Annotated in this window: 23 protein-coding genes and 1 tRNA gene; 10 read left to right on the top strand and 14 right to left on the bottom strand. The window is 59.9% G+C overall.

The features are described 5' to 3' along the window. Positions 1-12 precede the first annotated feature (12 nt). The 4 genes from GJA_RS16430 to GJA_RS16415 all read left to right on the top strand — a co-directional run bounded on the left by GJA_RS16430 (position 13) and on the right by GJA_RS16415 (position 5,500). The gene (locus GJA_RS16430) at positions 13-3,177 is read left to right on the top strand and encodes an efflux RND transporter permease subunit (RefSeq protein WP_038494190.1); all 3,165 of its coding nucleotides are present in this window, start codon (positions 13-15) and stop codon (positions 3,175-3,177) included. A 1-nt stretch (position 3,178) separates the two neighbouring features. Beyond that, positions 3,179-4,639: an AdeC/AdeK/OprM family multidrug efflux complex outer membrane factor gene (gene adeC / locus GJA_RS16425; protein ID WP_038494188.1), complete on the top strand. Its 1,461-nt coding sequence runs from the start codon at positions 3,179-3,181 to the stop codon at positions 4,637-4,639. 58 nt (positions 4,640-4,697) lie between these two features. Beyond that, on the top strand, positions 4,698-5,312 hold the full coding sequence (locus GJA_RS16420) for a TetR/AcrR family transcriptional regulator (protein WP_051781448.1): 615 nt from the start codon (positions 4,698-4,700) through the stop codon (positions 5,310-5,312). A gap of 111 nt (positions 5,313-5,423) precedes the next feature. Further along, a tRNA-Pro gene (locus tag GJA_RS16415) sits at positions 5,424-5,500 on the top strand. Positions 5,501-5,622: 122 nt separating this feature from the next. On the opposite strand, the gene GJA_RS16410 is transcribed toward GJA_RS16415, so the two are convergent. From GJA_RS16410 to GJA_RS26825, 13 genes are all read right to left on the bottom strand, one after another. Continuing rightward, positions 5,623-5,823 (bottom strand): helix-turn-helix transcriptional regulator, encoded by a 201-nt coding sequence (locus GJA_RS16410; protein WP_081905643.1) that lies wholly within the window; start codon positions 5,821-5,823, stop codon positions 5,623-5,625. A 5-nt stretch (positions 5,824-5,828) separates the two neighbouring features. Continuing rightward, complete coding sequence (locus GJA_RS16405) at positions 5,829-6,137, bottom strand: hypothetical protein (protein ID WP_144241572.1); 309 nt, start codon at positions 6,135-6,137, stop codon at positions 5,829-5,831. After that, positions 6,119-6,640, bottom strand: coding sequence for a hypothetical protein (locus GJA_RS16400; RefSeq protein ID WP_038494178.1), 522 nt, complete (start codon positions 6,638-6,640; stop codon positions 6,119-6,121). The genes GJA_RS16405 and GJA_RS16400 overlap by 19 nt, the downstream gene beginning before the upstream one ends. After that, positions 6,637-6,963 carry a hypothetical protein gene (locus GJA_RS16395; protein ID WP_038494176.1) on the bottom strand — a complete coding sequence of 109 codons (327 nt, stop codon included), beginning with the start codon at positions 6,961-6,963 and terminating at the stop codon, positions 6,637-6,639. Before GJA_RS16395 ends, GJA_RS16400 begins: the two co-directional genes overlap by 4 nt. Beyond that, positions 6,960-7,352, bottom strand: a complete 393-nt coding sequence (locus tag GJA_RS16390) for a hypothetical protein (protein WP_038494173.1) — start codon at positions 7,350-7,352, stop codon at positions 6,960-6,962. The genes GJA_RS16395 and GJA_RS16390 overlap by 4 nt, the downstream gene beginning before the upstream one ends. Further along, positions 7,349-7,561 carry a hypothetical protein gene (locus GJA_RS16385; protein WP_038494172.1) on the bottom strand — a complete coding sequence of 71 codons (213 nt, stop codon included), beginning with the start codon at positions 7,559-7,561 and terminating at the stop codon, positions 7,349-7,351. The genes GJA_RS16390 and GJA_RS16385 overlap by 4 nt, the downstream gene beginning before the upstream one ends. After that, positions 7,558-7,749, bottom strand: a complete 192-nt coding sequence (locus GJA_RS16380) for a hypothetical protein (protein WP_038494169.1) — start codon at positions 7,747-7,749, stop codon at positions 7,558-7,560. Before GJA_RS16380 ends, GJA_RS16385 begins: the two co-directional genes overlap by 4 nt. Next, positions 7,749-8,183 carry a hypothetical protein gene (locus GJA_RS16375; protein ID WP_038494167.1) on the bottom strand — a complete coding sequence of 145 codons (435 nt, stop codon included), beginning with the start codon at positions 8,181-8,183 and terminating at the stop codon, positions 7,749-7,751. Before GJA_RS16375 ends, GJA_RS16380 begins: the two co-directional genes overlap by 1 nt. Continuing rightward, positions 8,180-8,554, bottom strand: coding sequence for a hypothetical protein (locus tag GJA_RS16370; RefSeq protein ID WP_038494166.1), 375 nt, complete (start codon positions 8,552-8,554; stop codon positions 8,180-8,182). Before GJA_RS16370 ends, GJA_RS16375 begins: the two co-directional genes overlap by 4 nt. Next, positions 8,551-8,841: a hypothetical protein gene (locus GJA_RS16365; RefSeq protein ID WP_038494163.1), complete on the bottom strand. Its 291-nt coding sequence runs from the start codon at positions 8,839-8,841 to the stop codon at positions 8,551-8,553. The genes GJA_RS16370 and GJA_RS16365 overlap by 4 nt, the downstream gene beginning before the upstream one ends. 97 nt (positions 8,842-8,938) lie before the next feature. Further along, positions 8,939-9,832 (bottom strand): ORF6N domain-containing protein, encoded by an 894-nt coding sequence (locus tag GJA_RS26290; protein WP_081905457.1) that lies wholly within the window; start codon positions 9,830-9,832, stop codon positions 8,939-8,941. Between the two features lie 54 nt (positions 9,833-9,886). Then, positions 9,887-10,351: a hypothetical protein gene (locus tag GJA_RS28000; protein ID WP_051780990.1), complete on the bottom strand. Its 465-nt coding sequence runs from the start codon at positions 10,349-10,351 to the stop codon at positions 9,887-9,889. A gap of 70 nt (positions 10,352-10,421) precedes the next feature. Next, on the bottom strand, positions 10,422-11,153 hold the full coding sequence (locus GJA_RS26825) for a S24 family peptidase (protein ID WP_061301622.1): 732 nt from the start codon (positions 11,151-11,153) through the stop codon (positions 10,422-10,424). A 496-nt stretch (positions 11,154-11,649) separates the two neighbouring features. Between GJA_RS26825 and GJA_RS16345 the strand changes: the two genes are divergently transcribed. Further along, positions 11,650-11,901 carry a hypothetical protein gene (locus GJA_RS16345; RefSeq protein WP_038494159.1) on the top strand — a complete coding sequence of 84 codons (252 nt, stop codon included), beginning with the start codon at positions 11,650-11,652 and terminating at the stop codon, positions 11,899-11,901. Between the two features lie 208 nt (positions 11,902-12,109). Then, positions 12,110-12,835: a hypothetical protein gene (locus tag GJA_RS16340; RefSeq protein WP_038494155.1), complete on the top strand. Its 726-nt coding sequence runs from the start codon at positions 12,110-12,112 to the stop codon at positions 12,833-12,835. Here the strand turns inward: GJA_RS16340 and GJA_RS27440 are convergent. Continuing rightward, a complete protein-coding gene (locus GJA_RS27440; protein WP_144241570.1) occupies positions 12,819-13,013 on the bottom strand; it encodes a hypothetical protein in 195 nt (64 codons plus the stop codon). The genes GJA_RS16340 and GJA_RS27440 overlap by 17 nt on opposite strands. A gap of 189 nt (positions 13,014-13,202) precedes the next feature. On the opposite strand from GJA_RS27440, the gene GJA_RS16335 reads away from it, so the two are divergent. From GJA_RS16335 to GJA_RS16320, 4 genes are all read left to right on the top strand, one after another. Continuing rightward, positions 13,203-13,652, top strand: coding sequence for a hypothetical protein (locus GJA_RS16335; protein WP_038494153.1), 450 nt, complete (start codon positions 13,203-13,205; stop codon positions 13,650-13,652). After that, positions 13,649-14,770 carry a replication protein gene (locus tag GJA_RS26280; RefSeq protein WP_051780988.1) on the top strand — a complete coding sequence of 374 codons (1,122 nt, stop codon included), beginning with the start codon at positions 13,649-13,651 and terminating at the stop codon, positions 14,768-14,770. Before GJA_RS16335 ends, GJA_RS26280 begins: the two co-directional genes overlap by 4 nt. A gap of 2 nt (positions 14,771-14,772) precedes the next feature. After that, positions 14,773-16,152: a replicative DNA helicase gene (locus tag GJA_RS16325; RefSeq protein WP_038494150.1), complete on the top strand. Its 1,380-nt coding sequence runs from the start codon at positions 14,773-14,775 to the stop codon at positions 16,150-16,152. Positions 16,153-16,242: 90 nt separating this feature from the next. Continuing rightward, a complete protein-coding gene (locus GJA_RS16320) occupies positions 16,243-16,746 on the top strand; it encodes a hypothetical protein (RefSeq protein ID WP_038494148.1) in 504 nt (167 codons plus the stop codon). The last annotated feature ends 226 nt before the right edge of the window (positions 16,747-16,972 follow it).

Below are 16,972 nucleotides of genomic sequence, written 5' to 3'. Positions count from 1 at the left end.
GGAGAATAATCAATGGCACGTTTTTTTATTGACCGCCCGATTTTTGCATGGGTGGTCGCGATCGTCATCATGCTTGCGGGCGTGATCTCGATCCTCACCTTACCGGTCTCGCAATACCCCAGCATCGCGCCGCCGTCGATCGCGATCAGCGGCAGCTATCCAGGCGCCTCGGCCAAGACCGTGGAAGACGCGGTGACCCAGGTCATCGAACAAAAGATGAAGGGCATCGACGGCTTGCGCTATATGTCGTCGTCGAGCGATTCCACCGGCGGCATCAGCATCACGCTGACGTTCACCAACGCCACCAATCCGGACATCGCCCAGGTGCAGGTGCAAAACAAGCTGCAACTGGCGACGCCGCTGCTGCCGACCGCCGTGACCCAGCAGGGCCTGGTGGTGTCGAAAGCGACCCGCAACTTCCTGATGGTGCTCAGCTTCACGTCGGAAGACGGCAGCATGAACCAGACCGACCTGGGCGATTATGTCGCCGCCAACGTGGTCGATCCGCTGAGCCGGGTCAACGGCGTCGGCGACGTGCTGCTGTTCGGTTCGCAATATGCGATGCGCATCTGGCTCGACCCGGCCAAGCTGCAAAGCTACCAGCTGACGCCGACCGACGTCAGCAACGCGCTGGTCGCGCAAAACGCCGAAGTGTCGGCGGGTGAACTGGGCGGCGCGCCGGCCGTCGCCGGCCAGCAATTGAACGCCACCGTATCGGCCCAGAGCCGTTTGCAAACGGTCGAACAATTCGGCGCCATCCTGCTCAAGACCACCACCGACGGCGCCATGGTCTACCTGCGCGACGTGGCGCGGATGGAACTGGGCCGCGAAAACTACAACACCGTGGCACGCTACAACGGCAAGGCCGCCACCGGTATCGCGCTGAAACTGGCGACCGGCGCCAATGCGCTCGACACCGCCGTCAAGATCAAGGCCAAAGTGGCCGAGCTGAGCAAGCAATTCCCGACCGGCATGAAGTCCGCCGTCGCGTTCGACACCACGCCATTCGTCAAGCTGTCGATCGAAGAAGTGGTCAAGACGCTGCTCGAAGCGATCGTGCTGGTGTTCCTGGTGATGTATCTGTTCCTGCAAAATTTCCGCGCCACGCTGATCCCGACCATGGCCGTGCCGGTGGTGCTGCTGGGTACCTTCGGCATCCTGGCGGCGTTCGGTTTTTCGATCAATACGCTGACCATGTTCGCGATGGTGCTGGCGATCGGCTTGCTGGTCGATGACGCCATCGTGGTGGTGGAAAACGTCGAGCGGGTGATGAGCGAGGAAGGCTTGTCGCCGCTGGAAGCGACCCGCAAATCGATGAGCCAGATCACCGGCGCGCTGGTCGGCATCGCGATGGTGCTGTCGGCGGTGTTCGTGCCGATGGCGTTCTTCTCCGGTTCGACCGGCGTGATTTACCGCCAGTTCTCGATCACCATCGTGTCGTCGATGGTGCTGTCGGTGCTGGTCGCCATGGTGTTTACGCCGGCGCTGTGCGCCACCATTTTGAAACCGGTCGAAAAAGGCCATCACGCCACCAACAAGGGTTTCTTTGGCTGGTTCAACCGCGGCTTCGACCGCAGCAGCAGCAAGTACCAGGGCTGGGTCGGCGCGATGATCAACCGCAGCGGCCGTTCGATGCTGATGTATGTGCTGGTGGTGGTGGCGCTGGCGCTGGTATTCCTGCGCTTGCCGACTTCGTTCCTGCCGGAAGAAGACCAGGGCGTGCTGTTCTCGCAAATCCAGTTGCCGACCGGCGCCACCCAGCAGCGTACGCTGAAGGTGATCGAGCAAGTCGAGCATCACTTCCTGGTCAATGAGAAAAATGCCGTCGCCTCGGTGTTCGCGGTGGCCGGCTTCAGCTTCGGCGGCAATGGCCAGAATACCGGTATCGCTTTCGTGCGCCTGAAGGATTGGGACGAGCGCAAGAGCGCCGACCTGCGCGCGCCGGCCATCGTCGGCCGCGCGATGGGCGCGCTGATGCAACTGAAGGACGCGTTTGTATTCACGTTCGCGCCGCCGGCGGTGCTGGAGCTGGGCAACGCCACCGGTTTCGACTTGCAGCTGCAAGACCAGGCTGGCCTCGGACATGAAGCGCTGATCAGCGCGCGTAACCAGCTGCTCGGCATGGCCTCGAAAAATCCGGTGATGGTCGGCGTGCGCCCGAACGGTCAGGACGATACCCCGCAATACAAGATCACCATCGACCAGCAGAAAGCCACCGCGCTGGGCCTGTCGATCGCCGACGTCAACCGGGTGCTCAGCATCGGCTGGGGCAGCGCCTACGTCAACGACTTCGTCGACCGCGGCCGGGTCAAGAAAGTGTTCATGCAAGGCCAGGCCGATTCGCGCATGGTGCCGGAAGACTTGAGCAAATGGTTCGTGCGCAATGGCAGCGGCGAGATGGTGCCGTTCTCGTCGTTCGCGTCGGGCAAGTGGATCTACGCTTCGCCGCGCCTGGAACGCTACAACGGCTTGTCCTCGGTCGAAGTGCTGGGCACTCCGGCGCCAGGCAAGAGCACCGGCGCGGCGATGGACGAGATCGAAAAAATGATGACCCAGCTGCCGCCGGGCATCGGCTACGAATGGACCGGCGTGTCGCTGGAAGAGCGCGCCTCCGGTTCGCAGACGCCGGCGCTGTACGCGCTGTCGCTGCTGATCGTGTTCCTGTGCCTGGCCGCGCTGTATGAAAGCTGGTCGATCCCGTTCTCGGTGCTGCTGGTGGTGCCGCTCGGCGTGCTCGGCACGGTGCTGGGCACTTATGTGTTCCACTTGTCGAACGACGTCTACTTCCAGGTCGGCTTGCTGACCGTGGTCGGCCTGTCGGCGAAAAACGCGATCCTGATCGTCGAATTCGCCAAGGAGCTGCAGGATTCCGGCATGGCGCTGAAAGAAGCGACCTTGCACGCGGTGCGCTTGCGCCTGCGTCCGATCCTGATGACGTCGATCGCCTTCGGCCTCGGCGTGCTGCCGCTGGCCATTTCGCGCGGCGCAGGTTCGGGCAGCCAGAACGCGATCGGCGTCGGCGTGTTGGGCGGCATGTTGTCGGCCACCTTCCTCGGCATCTTCTTCGTACCGGTGTTCTTCGTGCTGGTGCGCGGCCTCTTCTCGAAGAAGGACGCGCCAGCGGCGCCGCCGGCACCATCCGCTCCAGCGGTCACGCTTTCCAAGGATGCGCATTAACATGAAAAAAACCATCATCTCTCTCGCTGCGCTGGCCGTGCTGGCCGGTTGCAGCCTGGCGCCCACTTACCAGCGTCCGGTGACGCCGGCGCCGGCCGCCTGGCCGACCGGCCCGGCGTACAAGCCGGACAGCGCGGCGGCCGACGCCAGGCCGGTGTCGGACCTGGCCTGGCGCGATTTCTTTACCGACCAGCGCCTGAGCAAAGTGCTGGAACTGGCGCTGGCCAATAACCGCGACCTGCGCGTATCGATCCTGAACATCGAAAAAGCGCGCGCCACCTACGGTATCCAGCGCGCCGCGCTGCTGCCGACGCTGTCGGCCAGCGGCGGCCAGAACGCGACGCGGATTGCGCGCAACCTGAGCCCGACCGGCGAAGCCGAGATCACCCGGCAGTACAGCGCCAACCTCGGCGTGTCGGCCTATGAACTGGACTTCTTCGGCCGGGTGCGCAGCCTGTCCGAAGGCGCGCTGCAACAATACCTGGCCACCGAGGAAGCGCGCCGCGCCGCGCAGATCAGCCTGCTGGCCGAAGTGGCCAACGGCTACCTGACGCTGGTGGCCGACCAGGAGCGTTTGCGGCTGGCCCGGGAAACCCTGAAGAACCAGCAGCTGTCGTATGACTTGAACCAGCGCCGCTTCCAGGCCGGCGCCGCTTCCGGCCTGGACATGTACGACGCCCGCACCAGCGTCGAATCGGCCCGTTCCGACGTGGCCTCGTTCACCGCGCAAGTGGCGCTGGACCAGAACGCGCTGACGCTGCTGCTCGGCAGCGCGGTGCCGGACGAGTTGCTGCCGCAAGGCACGCTCGACAACGTCACCACACTGACCGAGATCCCGTCCGGCCTGCCGTCGGATGTGCTGCAGCGCCGTCCCGACGTGCTGGGCGCCGAACGCAGCCTGCGCGCGGCCAATGCCAACATCGGCGCGGCCCGCGCGGCGTTCTTCCCGCGCATCTCGCTGACGGCGACGGCGGGTTCGGTCAGCGACAACCTGTCCGGCCTGTTCAAGGGCGGCAGCGGCGCATGGAGCTTCATCCCGCAACTGAACCTGCCGATCTTCGATGGCGGTGTCAACCGCGCCAACCTCGATATCGCCAATGTGCAGCGCGACATTTACGTGGCGCAGTATGAAAAGGCGATCCAGACCGCGTTCCGCGAAGTGTCCGATGCGCTGGCGCAGCGCGGCACGCTCGATGAACGCCTGGCGGCGCAGCAGGCGCTGGTCGAGGCGTCCTCGAAAAGCTACGCGATCCACGAGGCGCGCTACAAGCAGGGCGCCGACACTTACCTGAATGCGCTGATCGCACAGCGCACGCTGTATTCGGCGCAGCAGGGCTTGATCAATGTGCGCTTGTTGAAATCGACCAACCTGGTCACCTTGTACAAGGTGCTGGGCGGTGGCTGGCAGCCCGAGGGCGCCGCCGTGGCGTCGAACGTTCAGGGCGCCAGCGGCGTCCAATAAGGAGACTGTGCCGCAGCGGCCGCGCCAGTACGGGCGGCCGCTGCGGCTTGGGAAAAACATGAACGTCACAGATAAAAAACATCCATGCCTGAAACGCGCGCAAGACCGGCGCAAACAGGTGCTGGATGCTGCCGCCAGCTGCTTCAGCCGGAGCGGCTTCCACGGCGCCAGCATGGCCGAGATCTCGAAGGCCGCGGGCATGAGCGCCGGCCACATCTACAATTACTTCGACAGCAAGGACGCCATCATCGCGGCCTTCGTCGAGCAGAATGTGGAACGGATCTCGATGATCATGCAGGACCTGGCGCAGCAGGACGATCCGCTGCAGGCGATGATCGACAACATCGAAGTGCATGTCGCCGAAAACCTGGATCCGACTATCTGGTCGCTGCCATTGGAAATTTTTTCCGAAGCGTCGCGCAATCCCCGCGTCGCGGAGCGGGTGCAGGATGCAGACCGGCGCTCGCGCGGGATGCTGCACAAGATCATCCGCGATGCGCGCATCAGGCGCGGCTTGCCGACCGATGAGGAAATGCTGGCCGGGCGCGTCGAAACCGTGATCGCCATGTACCAGGGCTTGCACATCCGGGTGCTGCACAATCCGGACCAGCACGCGGCCTCGCTGAGCGCCGCTTTCAGGGTCGCGATGGCGGCGTTGATACTGGGGCAGTAGGGCAGTGGCGGGGATTGGGGGGCAGTGCCATGAAAACTTGCGCAAATCGATATCGGCCGTACTGCAAGGATGGCAAAAACGTAAAAGGCTCTGCTATAATTGTCCGGTCGTCGGGGCGTAGCGCAGCCTGGTAGCGTACATGCATGGGGTGCATGGGGTCGGAAGTTCGAATCTTCTCGCCCCGACCATTAGAATCAAGGACTTAGGCCAATCTTCGGATTGGCCTTTTTCTTTTCTGAGATTTTTACCCCTACATTTACCCCTACAAACGTACGGCCTCATATTACCCCTCGCGGAACGTCTTGAAACCTTAGTTCTCGCCCTTGCTCGTGGCGATGCATTTTTGCTGCCACGCGGCCACCTCGGTCGAATCCCAAGCGATGGCGCGCGGGCCGATATGGACCGGAGAAGGAAAGCTGCCATCCTTCGCACCGCGCAAGATCGTGCTGCGCGACCTGCCTGTAACCTCGATGACGACTGGCAGCCGCAGGAATTTTTTGACTTCGCTCATATCGCTCATATTTCGCTTTCAGTTGATTTCAAGATGTTGATCAGGTCGACCTGGCGCGGGTCGCCCTTGTCCAGCACGTAGATGTAGGTCTGGCCGCCAGGCGCATGCTCTTCGCAATCCGGCAGTCCCTGAGCCACTGCCAAGGTGCCGGCCTGGCGGCACGTCGCCGCATTGGTGTTCCGAAACAGGCCGCCCTCGCACTCGTCGGTGGCCAGCGCCGCGGTGAAGCGCTGGGCTCCAGGATCGCCGGGAGGCCCGCTGCCGCGCCACCAGCCGCCTGGCGGGGTCTTCGGCGTCATTTCAGATTGGCCCATGCGTTTCCGGATACCTCGCCGAGCAATGCCGAGATTCCGGCACTGGCCGATACAGGAATTCCTGTATCGCTTGCCGAACCATTAACTACAGGAATTCCGGTAGTTTTGGGCGCGGAAAAAAACCATTTGCGCAGTCCGGCGTTTTGCGCTTCCAATGCCATTATCAACGCCGCTGTGCTATCGCGCGCGCGACAAAATATTTCGATTGCGGCCTGCCCATCCTTGATTTGGGCACGCAATCGGTCGATCTCCGCTTCCAGGTTGTCGCGTTCAGTCGCATGGCATTGGGCCTGGATACTCCTCGCGCCCTCGATCCTGGTGAGTCTATCCACTTCGGTTCGCGCACTCTCGGCGCCGCCGGCCCGGCCCAACACCACCACCATGAAGATCAGGGCGCGAACGATGGCGGGCGGCTCGGTTTCTCCGGTGGCGATAGCCAAGCTGAGAATGATGGCGCCAGTCAGCGCCAGGGCGGCACCTGTGTAGATGTTGATGAATTTCATTTTGCAATTCCTTGTTCGGTTGGCCGGGTGGCCGATATCCTGGCCAGCTTTGCACAGGCTTTTGCCATGCGGGTTTTCAAGTTGTAGGTGCTGCGCTTCGCTTGCTGCAGGCGTTTGTATTCCGCCTCCGTAAATGCGCGCACGTCGCCGTGCTCGGGCGCATCCTTGGATACGGGTTTGTTGAGGCCGCCGTGAAGGCGCTCATAGTTGCGAATGGCGAGGTGATAGGCGTGCTTTGCGTTTGCTGTCGCCTCTTGGGCGCGCCACTGCTCCATGGCCAGTTCGCCGATCGCCACCAGCTGCACAAGTTGAGTGGTGCTCATTGCGCACCGCCCAGCATGTCCGCCGGCGTGCTGATCAGTTCCAGCAGCGCGAAAAACTTAGTGTCGCCACCGATGGAGCGCACGGCGTCGGCCGCCAGTTGCTGCAGGCGCGGCGTCATCTGGTTGGATTCGATCAGGCGCACGAACTCCGCGCGGCCCGGGAAGCCGCCTGCGGTTGCGGCGTCCAGCAGATGATCCCGCAAAGTGCCGGCATACTCGCGTCCCTCCAGCTCACCAAGCGGCGAGGCTGCTGCCGTCAGCATCACCATGGAAAGCATGGCATTTTGCAACCCTGTGCCGCCCATATTCATCATCGATGCCATGGACTGTCCGGACTGGGCGCGCGCCGTCAGCGCTGTTTCGACTGCCCATTTCTTTGCCTTCTTCATTGGGACACCCGCTTTCCCGCCACTGCGATCAGGCGAATGCCGGCCGGCGCCGGCGCGGCTGGCGGCTTGATCATCGGATGCCGCTCAGCATCTATCTTTGCCATGCGCAGATTCGCGCCGCGCCGGCGCAGGTCCATCATCCTGTAGCAGCGCAGAAACTCGGCTTCATCGGCGCTTAATGGCGTTTCCACTTTTTTTGGTTTCATCATGATGCGTTCCTCGCAAGTTTGTCTAATTCGTCGGCGATCTCGCCGGCCATGTCGGCGCAGGTATCGAGTGTTTCCAGCTGGCGGCCGTCCTCCAAAATCTCGAAAGCCGACAGCAGGGCGGCCACCACGCCGGTAAGGCCGGCCAAGCGCTTGATGGCGACGGCGCGGGCTTGATTCTTGTCTGCCATCACTCGCCATCCACTTCGATCATTGGAAAACCGGACATAACCAAATCACGGAAATTCAGAAATTTCTCGTCAGCCTGGGCAACTTTGGATTGGCGCGAAATGTAGATATGCGAAGGAGAATTTACCCAGCTGATCACGAAAACATACCGGTCATTACCGTCTGGGTAGATACTTCCGCGCAGTCCGCCGGTGGCAACCCAATTTCCCTGCTTTGTCTTTACTGAAACGCCGCGGTGAAATGCCTTCGTCGCCATAAATTGTTTTGCAGTGCCGCGCCAGGTGATGCGCGGCTTCTGGTCCGAGAGTTCGATCTGAACATTCAGGCCGGCCCGCACGGCGTCGAGCGATTCATAGCGCTCTGCCATCGGCCGTAAAAACCACAGCCGACCAAAGATCTTGCCGTCCAGTCCATCGATAGCGGTTATGGTGCTCATGCTGCGCTCCTTGTAAGTTTTTCCAGGTTGTCAGCGATATCGCTGGCCATCGTCGCGCAAGTTTTCAATGCTTCCGGCTGGACGGTCGGTTTCATGATTTCGATTGCCGCCGGCAGGGCGTCGACGACTTCGGCCAGATCCCGATCTCGTGACATCGCAGATTTGCCAGTTCTAGTCCAGATCATTTCCGGATAGAGTTCGGCCTCCCTTTCCATTAGCGACAAGTTTTCTGCCTTGGCCCGCTGATCCATCCTGATGTACGCACGCACCCACCGCGCCATCTCAGATTCGAAATCTGCACGCACATGGTCGCGCTGGCGCAGTCTTTCGATGTATTCATTAATTGCTGCCTCAACAACGCGGGCGTTCATGCTGCACCTCCAGCCATGTTGGCCACCATGACCACAATTTCGTCAGCCATCTGCTGGGCCAACCACAACAGGTCGCATGGTCCATCTTCTGGCTGCATTGCCACGAGAAGCGCGGACAGTTGACGTGCACGCATCCTGGCGTGATCGCGCACTTCAACGGCGGTTACGTGAAGCTCGGAATAGGGTGCAGCCAGCACGATGCCGGATTCCGGTTTGCTATTGGCCTGCGTCAAGCCGGGCCCGCTTGTCTCTGCGGTGGGTGTCGTGGTATCGTTACTCTTCGCCATAGTGGTTCTCCAAAAATTAGGGCGTACAGGTCCATTCGGTGCGGGAACACCGAGTGAGCTTTTTCTTTTGTGGGGTGCCGGCGAGCCGGCGCGGTCGTTACGGTCGGTCGCGAGCTGGGAGCAACTTGAACCGGCCGTCAATGTACGGGTGCGTCACTTGGGTGGCAGTAATGCGCGTGCATTCACCGGAGAAGCGCGCGAACACTGCGCTGACGTCCTTGATCCAGTAGACGGCGTAGCTGCCACCGCGCGCCTCTTCGCGCGAGTGCTTCACCATGCCGGCCGGCTTCGGCGCGATCGGCGACTGGCGCAAGACCTCATCAATGATGCGTGACGGCAGGCCGTGCAACTTATTGATGCGCTCCCGGATGTGCACGATGGACTCGGCGCCGGCCGGGCGCGCCAGCATGAGCATAGTGTCGGCCAAGTCGCCGACGCGCTGACCGACCGCAGTAATCGCAGCACCTTGCTCTGCCTGCACTTCAGCCTGGGCGGCCAGCGCCTGGCTCTGCGCCGCCTGTTCGGCCTTGATCGAGGCGTTATCCACCATCAGGGCGATCAACGCGCGCTGCTCCGGCGGCAAGCTGGCCAGCGGATCAGTGGCCGGCGCCGGCTTCGCGAAGTACGACTTCACCAGCAAGCGCTGCACATCCCAGGCCAGATCGTCGGTGAAGGATTTCACCAGCATGCTGTAGCCGGCTTCAGTCAGCAGCAATACCGCGGCCGGCGTCCCGCCTTGGGGGCGCGAAAAACCAAGCGCACGAATTTCGTTCGGCTGGTTCAACTCGAAGAAGTCTTCCCCCATAACAAGCCGAGCCCGATGCTCGTTGAAGTTCCGGCGCGCCGTGCCATCTGGCCGCTTGTGTACCTGATCGATCATGGTCAGCGTCATGACGCGAACACCGCTGTATTCGACAGGTGACAGCGCTACGCCGAGGATTTCGACGGGCCGAGCCGCCAACAGCAGCTCGTGTGGTTGTCTTGCGCTCATAAGATTGCTCCTTTGCTGTGTTTTTCGTTTGCTGCTGGTGCTTATCCTAGGCAATTAGGCCAGGCGTGGTTGCGAACTATCGGCGCCTGCAGCGGCCAGGGTACGGCGCCAGATGGCGTGCCCCTCTTCGATACCTGCGCTGAATGCATCAGCCTCGGCGGTGCCTGCGGTGTAGGCCGTCGGGATAGCAACGCCTTCGATGCGGAAAACCAGGGCCGCACGCGCGCCAGCTTTGTACGGCGTGCTGCGCGGATCGCGTGGCACGTTGAAGGCGGCGTCGAGCAGCTGGTCTACGATGAGCAGGGCGCCACCGTCATCGCGGCCGGCATCGTAGCCTTCGAGCCATTGCTCGATTTCGGTGGCCGTGCAGTCGCCGGAAATGATATCGCCGTCCCTGAGGGCGTTGAAGCCTTTGGCGCAGCCGACGATCTCCATGCCGTGCTGCGCGGCCAGCGCCAGGGCGATAGGGGTAAGTTGGGTGAAGTCTGCGCCGGCTGGCGCGGTGCTGCTGGTGGTCATGGTCGCCTCACGGAAATAAATCAGTGAGGCAATTCTAAACTATCTAACGCAATCGTCAAGAAAAATCTAACTAAATATCTTGCGACCCAGTTTTTAATGTCGCCGTTCGAGCGATGGCTGTGATCAACTCCATTGTGACGATTTCGCCCTCTAAAACCAGGGCAGGCGGGCCGATTTCGTTGAGATTTCCAAAAGCAACTTCATCGCCTCGCTGATATAGAAGTTGCATCACATAAAACTCGCCATCTTGGAGTCTTAGCACAACATCATCCCCAGGGAGCGGCTCACCGGAAGGCTCAATGACTAAAAACTCGCCACTTTTCACGCGAGGTCGAAGCTTATTTCCCCTTACTAGCAATGCGTATGCAAGTGGATCACGGGAGTGAAATTCAAGATACTTAGATCCAAAATCGTCGCCAGGATTTTTGAATTGAATTACGTCCTCTCCTTTAGGGAGAATGATTCCCTTAACCAGCAAATTCCGCTTTATTAGCTGACCATCTTCGGGTTTTAGTACAAAGGGGAAGTCTTCTTCCATCTCTCCCGTATCATCGCTTACACCCTCTTGAAGATTTTGTTGTGGGTGCTGATCAAGCCATCCATTGGCGATGCTTGTGCGTTCCTCGATAGTGCGAGCTACGCGTTCCCCGATGCTTCTGCCATCGTTGTAAGTTTTTGATAGGTATTGGGATATTTGAGAGCGCGAATAATTAAACTGTGCTGCGAAGAATGAAATATTACCGTCTGCTATTTTATTGATCAATGAGCGAAGGCGATGTCGTCGAATTGCGAAAATATCCATAGTAATTCTCCAGAATTTTCTAGATGGTACGCAAGATTTATCTTGACGTAAAGCGATAGATAATTCTAAACTTAAGCCATGGATTTCTATACGTATATCAAAGCGCTTCCGCGCACTGCTCGTCAACCGTTCGCAAGCAGATGCGGGACCACCTACGCCAGATTGCGACAAATTGCATATGGCAATGAGCCCGCAAGCCCAGAGCTATCCGTTGCAATTGATCGTGAATCACTGGGCGTTGTGCCGTACGGTTGTGTCAACGATCGTTGGCTGGAGCGGAATGGCCCAGAAGATGGTCGTAAGCGAATAGCAATGGATTGGACTTATGTTGAGGAAAAGGCGAGAGCTGAAGTGACACCCCTGCGCCCCAAAAAATCATCCGGGATTAGCGTGTGCGAGGCCGGCAAGGAATCTCTATGACCACCCACCAACAACACTGCCAGCGACGTCCTGGGAGGGCCCTGGAACGAAGACGGCACTGAGCACAAAAACATTAGTGCTGATCCTGCGTGAGCTGCGCGCTGGCGAAATTGTCGGCGTGGCGCTTAAGCCGGAGCAGGGCGACATCATTGCCGTTGAGGCGTGGATCAAGGATTTTTTATATGCGCGGTCGCTTGCTCTGACGATACCGCCGCCGGACCCTGAGGTGATTTTGGCGATACAAAAGTTTGCAGGAGATCAATTACCTCCTGTGCTGATTTTCGGTGCAGATCGCGCATCGTGTCATCTAGATCTTTTCTCACCGTGACCGTGTAGCTGAGTGTATCACCGTTCTTCATAACGAAATTTCGAGTTATCACATTTGAGTCGCCAGTAACTTTTACCTGAAATTCGCCAGTTTTGATTTCCATGAGAGTTCCTTTGCGCTGTTGTTGAAGTTGGGGAGCTTAAATAGTAGCGCATTTGGCAACCCTCACCCTTACACATTGTGTTTTATTTGATCTTGAAAGCCAGCCATGAATCCACTCGAAAAACCCACCTCCGACCACGCCGCCGAACTGCGTGGCGCCATTGCGCAGACGCGCCTGGTGTTTGAGGGCTGCGGCGATGCGCAAGATGCGCTGGAATATCTGGAGCAGGTATTGAAGGCCGGCCAGCGCGGCGAAATTCCAGCGCATGCTTGCGAGCCAGCTGCATCGCAGGCTATCTGCAACCTGGCTATCAAGGTCGATACGACTGGCCTTGAGCGCGCCACGGCGCTGGCCAATCAGTTCAATGAAATGCTGCAGGGCTGGGCACCGGCGCTGGCCAAGTTGAACGACAGCATTGCCACCACGATGTCGGCGGCTGCCGAGAAGGCTGCGGCCGCCATGGCTTCCAAGGCGGCGCAACTGGTGATCCAGGCCGAGAAGGCTGCTGCTGGCGCTGCCGCGCGCGCCGCGCTCGATCCAGTGGCCGTGCTGTCGCGCGAGGTGTTCAGCCTGTCCGACCAGCTGCAACAGCCGGCCGACCTGGTGGCGCAGCTGCTGGTGCTGGCGGAGCTGCGTGGCCTGGGTGCTGAGCATGCGCCGACCGGGCCCAAACGTGGCGTAACTGAATACCATTTTTATTTCGATTCTGTCCGAGTCGATCATTCGGAAAGCATCAGATCGACTCGAGATGCAAAGGCTGCCGCCATATGTGCCGCCAATGCAGTTCAGGCCGGGATTATGGCCTTTGATAATGCTAATCCACAGCCTTGATTCCCGCCGTCAGAGTGGCAATAAGTGAATCCAAGTATGCAGCATCCGCTTTTCCGTAGGCGGAAGCGTTATTCGTATGGTTCACCGTTACACCGTGAAGCTTTATTGCACCACTTTGAAGAGCGGCTTCAACCAACTTAATTGCAGCAACGGCGGCGCTTGATTCTGCATTTGCCATGGGTAGTTCCTTTTCGTAAATTGTTGAGTGGAATTGATAATTTAACACGATTGGAACTACCCGCCCAATTATCCGGCCGTGGTGCTGGAACAAGTTTCAAACGGGGCAGCGGCTGCGCAGCCGCGACCAAGCGATTTCAGCCCGCCGGTCACGCCCCGACCCTTTACCTGGCTGAATGAAAGGTTGAACATGAAATCGAAGAACTACCTGCTGGAAATGATGGCGGCGGTTGATGCTGATCGCTTCTTGGCAATGACGCACATCTTCCAGGCCGGCGCGCTCGTGCCGCTGGCGCCGCGCAAAGGGCCTGGCTATCACCTGACCGATATCCCGATGAATCGCGGCATGATGGCGGTCGTCGGCGCATGGCGAGAGGCTGGAGCACCAGATGCGCAGCTGAACGCAACCATGAGCCGCCTGATGAGCCTGGGCGACATCTTCGAGGTGCCCGAATACTTCGGCGACTACATCCGCTCCGACGATGGCGCCGGCGATGGTATCGCCGTGGCTGATGTGCTGTTGAAAGCTGCGGCGCTGGCCAGGCTGGTGGACGTGAAGGGCTGCTTGCGCTTCGACTTGGCCGACGTGCTGGCTCACGCGCAGCGGCTGGACGCCGAGAAGGATGCAGCTGTCGCATGAGTGCCTCGCCTCAACTGGAAGACGGTCACGTTCGCATCGCCACGGAGCTGCTGCTGGCGCTCGTGTGTGCGGGCTTGACGGCGCGCCAGTGGCCGATCGTGATGGTCATTGCGCGCAAGACCTACGGCTACCAGAAAAAGGTCGACGATATCGGGCTGAGCCAGATATCGGAATTGACCGGCATCGCAAAGCCGCACGTCAGCGTCGCCGTGCGCGAGCTGGCAGCGCGCCGCATCATCACGCGCAAGGTTGGCACGTTTGGACATATCCTGGGCATCAATAAGAACCATCTTCAGTGGCTGCCCGCCACCAAATCAGCACCCGCTTTACCGCCTTCGGAAGGCGAAATAATTGTAGATGATGGGGTTACCGATCCGGTAACGGTTACTGAATCGGTAACCGTTACTGAATCAGTAACGGAGGGGTTACCGAATCAGTATCAGGGGGGTTACCGAATCGGTAAAGCTGGGGTTACTGATTCGGTAACCACAATAGATAACCCTACAAAAGAAAACCACCAAAAGAAAAAATCTTGCGCTTCGCAAGCGAAACGCGAGTCCGATGATGCAGCTCCAGCAGATCGCGAAGATCGGGCCATGACGAGCAAGCCATCGAAGCTGCAAGACCGGTTTGATCGCTTCTACGCGGCCTACCCGAAAAAGAAATCGCGGAAGACGGCCGAGAAGGCGTTTGCGGAACTGAATCCCGACGAGCAGCTCTTGACGGCCATGCTGGCTGGCATCGAGCGGGCCATGACATCGGGCAACTGGAACGATCCGCAATTCATCCCTTACCCGGCAAGCTGGCTGAATGCCGCCGGCTGGCTGGACGAGATCCAGACCGAGTACTCGACCGCCGAGCGGGCCGTGATCCAGGCGTTTAACGACGCCCTTGGGGAGCAGCTTGGCCATGTCGCGGAAACGCCATTCGTTGAATCCCGCGCCGCGGCAATTCGTGACTTCGCCACCTTTTCGGAAAAGCCAGGCTTCGTTGTCCGGTTCTTCCCTTGGGTTCGCAATAGCACGACATTGCCGCCAAACGTGGGCTTTGACTTCATCATCAGCCGCAAGGGGTATGGAAACATCACCAGCGGGCAGCACGCGAGGAGAGAAAATTGAACATGAACGACCAGCAGCACCTGGTGGTGCCGCATTCCATCGAAGCAGAGCAGAGCGTCATCGGCGCTCTGCTGCGCAACAACGACGCCATTGACCGAATTGGCGGTCTGATAGCTGACCATTTTTACCGCGCTGACCACCGCGCCGTTTTTACCGAAATCATTCGGCTCATTTCCAGCGGCATGCCGGCCGACGTGATGACGGTGTGGGCTGCCTTGGAGGCGCGCGGCGGCCCGCTCCTGGATGGCCTGCACGGATACCTGAACCAGATCCACCAGACCATGCCCAGCGCCGCCAACGTGGCCCAGTATGCCAAGACTGTGGTGGACCGCTCGACGATGCGCAGCATGCTCTGGATCAGCGACCAGATTACCGAGGTGGTGCACAGCCCGGCCGGCCGCACAGTGGACGAAATGCTTGATGCGATGCAGACGAAAGTGCTCAAGCTATCCGAGCGCCGGGTGCGCAACGAGCCGCGCATGATCAGGGACGTGGCGATCGAATTCATCGACGGCATGGCCAAGCGCGCCGATGGATTGGAGTCTGCGATGTCTACCGGCATTCCGGAGATCGATGCGCTGTTCAACGGCGGCCTGCGCCCAGGCAACCTGGTTATCGTTGCCGGGCGCCCGTCGATGGGTAAGACCGCGCTCTCGGCCGATATCGGCTTGAACATGGCCGTCGACGTGAGCGTGTTGATGTATTCGATGGAAATGGCTGGGCAGGAGATTGCCGGGCGGGCGCTGGCCAACCGCGGCAAGGTGCCGCTGGCAAAAATCATGGGAAAAATCGCAGGTGACGACGATGCGACTTGGGGCGGCGTCAGCGCTGGCTGCGCGCGCCTGGACGACATGCGCTTCGCCATCGATGACACGGCCGCGATCACCATGCTGGACCTGCGCATGAAGGCGAAGGCATGGAAGCGCAAGCACGGCCTGGGCGTGATCATCGTCGACTACATCGGCTTGATGACCGGCGGCGACGGCGACAAGCGCCATGAGCAAATCGGCTATTACTCGCGCAGCCTGAAAGCACTCGCCAAGGAACTGGGCGTGGCCATCATCGCGCTGGCGCAGTTGAATCGCCAGTCCGAAGCGCGCACCGACAAGCGGCCGCAGTTGTCGGACCTGCGCGATTCCGGCGAGATCGAGCAGGATGCGGACATCGTGATCCTGGTGCACCGCCCGGAAATGCATCATCCGGATAGCCCACACTTGAAGGGCTGGGCCGAGGTGATGGTGCGCAAGAACCGCAGCGGTTCGCTGGGCACCATCAACATGCAGTTCGACGGGCCCACTTGCCGCTTCCTTCCTTGGAATGGACCGGCGCCGAGCGAGCCGGACCAAAGGTCGAGCAGCGGACGCAGGTCATTTGATGGATGACGGGTAAGAGGGACGGTAAAGACCACCTTGCCGCACCGATCCCTTGCATCGCTTTGAGCCAACACCCAGCATCAACAAACAGGAATAGAAATGAATGTAATCCAGAAATACACCAGCGCGCTTGGCTCATCGAATTTACGCGATGATGCCCACCACCACAGCACCGAGGTGCTGGCCACCGCGGCGCTGTGCCGCGACCTGGGCACCAAGCTTTTCCGCGTGAAGTACGCCGGCGACGCAACCAGCTACCCGGCGCTGCTCGACGCCTGGCGCGAGATCGTCAAGAGCAAGGCGGGGCATCGGACCTGGCCGGCCGACGTAAGCCCGGCCAAGGTGGCGCGCCTGTCGCTGGACCATTGGTTGAATGATGTGTGCCCGGCCTGTACCGGACGCGGCTATGAGCCGGTGCGCGGCCAGACGGCCGTGCTATCCGATGTGGCGTGCAAGGCTTGCGCCGGCACCGGCACGCGAGCCGTGCAGACCCAGCACAAGATGCTGCACCTGGTCGAGGATATGGTGGAAGCGCTCAACGCGATGGCAGCGCATGCGGCCGGCCAGACGATGAGGCGCCTGGTGGCTGATATGAGAATTTGATGCGATTTGATTCAGTCGGCCTTAAGTGCTCACTGATTTTTCACTAGTCGTTCAGCGCAGTGCATTCTACGGGATGCCATGATAGCTGCCGCAGTGGCCGTAAGAAATGGGAGCGTAACAATCAAAAGTCCAAACGAGAGAGATTTCGAAAGAAGCCCCCATTGTCCAGCAAGAATTGGTAATACTGCTATTGTGTAAGAGGTGCCATATACTGCTAGATAGACCC

Source organism: Janthinobacterium agaricidamnosum NBRC 102515 = DSM 9628 (assembly GCF_000723165.1).
GTDB lineage: Bacteria > Pseudomonadota > Gammaproteobacteria > Burkholderiales > Burkholderiaceae_D > Janthinobacterium > Janthinobacterium agaricidamnosum.
The sequence above is the reverse complement of the archived record's forward strand: the minus strand, read 5'-3'. Positions and strand labels throughout refer to the sequence as shown.